Source organism: Streptococcus parasanguinis (assembly GCF_001074805.1).
Lineage (GTDB): Bacteria > Bacillota > Bacilli > Lactobacillales > Streptococcaceae > Streptococcus > Streptococcus parasanguinis_A.
Window position 1 is genome coordinate 1 of the sequence record NZ_JUPI01000132.1, and the last position, 2,268, is coordinate 2,268.

The 2,268-nt window shown below is 36.9% G+C and carries 4 protein-coding genes; all 4 read right to left on the minus strand.

Going from position 1 to position 2,268, the window contains the following annotated elements:
* Positions 1-1,044: DUF389 domain-containing protein (locus ADI76_RS09565; protein WP_049516118.1), on the minus strand; the 1,044-nt coding region annotated here is incomplete at its 3' end.
* Entirely contained in the window at positions 1,041-1,364 is a 324-nt protein-coding gene (locus ADI76_RS09570) for a potassium channel family protein (RefSeq protein ID WP_001253404.1), read from the minus strand. The genes ADI76_RS09570 and ADI76_RS09565, both read right to left, overlap by 4 nt.
* Before the next feature lie 13 nt (positions 1,365-1,377).
* Positions 1,378-1,719 carry a hypothetical protein gene (locus tag ADI76_RS09575; protein ID WP_000397556.1) on the minus strand — a complete coding sequence of 114 codons (342 nt, stop codon included), beginning with the start codon at positions 1,717-1,719 and terminating at the stop codon, positions 1,378-1,380.
* Positions 1,644-1,946, minus strand: coding sequence for a TMEM175 family protein (locus tag ADI76_RS11025; RefSeq protein ID WP_004240734.1), 303 nt, complete (start codon positions 1,944-1,946; stop codon positions 1,644-1,646). The genes ADI76_RS09575 and ADI76_RS11025 overlap by 76 nt, the downstream gene beginning before the upstream one ends.
* Positions 1,947-2,268 lie beyond the last annotated feature (322 nt).

Sequence of the window (2,268 nt, forward strand, 5' to 3'; positions counted from 1 at the left end):
CTTGTCTGCTTCATTTTCTTTTACGAGATCGTTTTGTGAATCTTTTTCAGAGAGTTTTTGATCAATATACTTGTCAATGTTTTCATAAAATTCCTTGGTCGCTTCACTATCTAATGTTGGCGAGTTCTGAACTTGATTCACTTTCAATTGAACAGATTGAATACCGTAAGAGGCTTGTTTTTGGTGGAGTGTTTCTAATTCTTCTTCTGAAATCGGATCTCCAACAACCGTCAAGACCAATTCATTGTTACTTGACTTGTAGACTTGATTAATAACCATATAATTGGCGAACTCTTTTCCTACAAACTGTTTGATCCCTTCTTTGCGCGCTTGTTCTATTGTCAGAGTAACTGCCGAATAGCTAGCTGGAAGAATCAACAATACAATCAAAGAAATCAAGCCAATTCTCATTTTAATGCTCAGCTCTTTAAATGAAGTTAAAGGAGATTTTCTCATCAAAATTCTTGTTCCAACAATGTTGGCTAGCATGATAAAGACACAGTTGATCAAGAAAAGATAGAGAGCCCCCAATAAAAATCGTACATTCCCATTAGCTAAACCATAGCCAGCAGTACAGATAGGCGGCATCAAAGCTGTAGCAATGGCTACTCCTGGCACGATATTGTTTGCTTCTTTTTTCCTTGAACCGATCACACCAGCAATCCCACCAGCAATAGCAATGAGAACATCCCAAATGGTTGGAGAGGTTCGTGCGATCAACTCGCTACTTGCATAAGACAAGGGAGAAATCCAGAAATACAGAGTCGAGACAAGCAAACTGACCAACACTTGAGTCAATAAAACCTCTAGAGATTGCTTGATTAAACGCGTATCAAAAATAGCTAAACCGAATCCCAGTCCAACAATCGGTGTCATGAGAGGTGAAATTAACATGGCTCCAATAATAACAGCTGTTGAATTCATATTTAGACCGATAGAGGCAATAAAAATTGCACACATCAAAATCGCTGTATCTCTCAATCGAACATGAAGGTCATCGTATAATTTCTCACGGTATTCCCGTGTTGAATAATTGGCAGTCATTTGTCCTCTCCTCTTTCCTTATTTAAATCGGTATAATAATTAATAATAACAGCTGATAAACAGCCAAAAAATATGAGCCCATAAATCGTCAAGAAGACACTGGTAATCCTTCCAATCAAGGTCACAGCTAGGAGATCCCCGTAGCCGACAGTCGTCGAAGTCACAAAAGCATACCAAAGACCGTCTCCGTAATTTGTGATAGCAGGTTCAACTAGGAAAAGCACGCCTCCTGACCCAAAAACAAAGGTCACAAAACTCAGAGCAAACCGAGTAAAACCCGTAACCTGTATAATATGCCATAACATTTTTAAACGTCTCATTTGTTCTCCTTATTCATACTAGCTCCTGACCGAGCCGTTTTTTCCAATAATCAAAGTGAAGATAGGACATGATCTCCATCAGAGAAAGATAGACAAACTGATAGATCTGATTTAAGCTGATTATCAACTGATATTGTTTGAAAAATGACTGGAAGAAAGACCAGATATGACTGTCTTGAATCAGTCCCTTCTTAACATCAGACAGGATATTAGCTAAAGCTCCCAAGGACTGAAACGGTAAATCCTTGACATTTATATAGATCCGGTCCACCACATCATTCAGACTGGTATCTTGGATGGCATGAAATTCTCCAAAGAGAACTCCTGCCGCTCCAAGAGTAGAAACAAATTCCACCAAATAATTTCTGAGGAAATTTTCTCAACCTTTTCCCATAATGTGTTTAGTGCCATCCATAACGATCCCAACCAGAAAAAGGAAAGAAAACAAGCAAAGAAATTTTGCCGTAAATCCCAAAAAGCTTCAAGACTTGGTGTTGTTGGTTTTTCTAACTCTAAAATCAAGATGGTCATAATAATTGCTAGAACAGCATCTGTCAATACAATTAATCTGTCTTTCTTCATCGGATTGCATCCCCTTTCTTTTTTGTAACATTCTATCTTATCGCATAATATTGGATATTCTTTCATAATCCGACTACAAACAAAAATAAACCAAAAAGTCTGTCCCTATTATGCTATATTTAACTCTAGAAGTATTCATCCATCTAATTAATAAATATATCATATTTCACAATAAATGAATACTATCAAAGATTCATCCCCTTTCACTTCATCATTTAGTGTTGCTTAGATTTATCAAAAACAACCAAATTTGTATTAATTTCAAGTATCACCTAGTTACAAAAATTTGGGGTGAACAGAAAAAGCATCCCGTATTTTTGAT